The organism is Sporosarcina koreensis, assembly GCF_001531445.1.
GTDB classification, from domain to species: domain Bacteria; phylum Bacillota; class Bacilli; order Bacillales_A; family Planococcaceae; genus Sporosarcina; species Sporosarcina koreensis_C.
Genome location: NZ_LQYA01000300.1, coordinates 1 through 243 on the forward strand (window position 1 = coordinate 1; position 243 = coordinate 243).

Annotated in this window: 1 pseudogene; it reads left to right on the top strand. The window is 35.0% G+C overall.

What is annotated here, in order from left to right:
* Positions 1 to 243 (top strand): annotated as a pseudogene (locus AWV70_RS22045) (tetracycline efflux MFS transporter Tet(L)); the annotation flags it as partial.

Sequence of the window (243 nt, forward strand, 5' to 3'; positions counted from 1 at the left end):
AACTAAGTACTGCTGCAATTGGCAGTGTGATTATTTTCCCTGGAACAATGAGCGTTATTATCTTCGGTTACATTGGTGGATTACTTGTTGATAGAAAAGGTCCATTGTACGTGTTAACCATTGGAGTTACATTTCTTTCCGTTAGCTTTTTAATTGATGCCTTTTTTTTAGAAGTAACACCATGGTTACTGACAATTATATTAGTTTTTGTTTTTGGTGGGCTGTCATTCACCAAAACAGTTA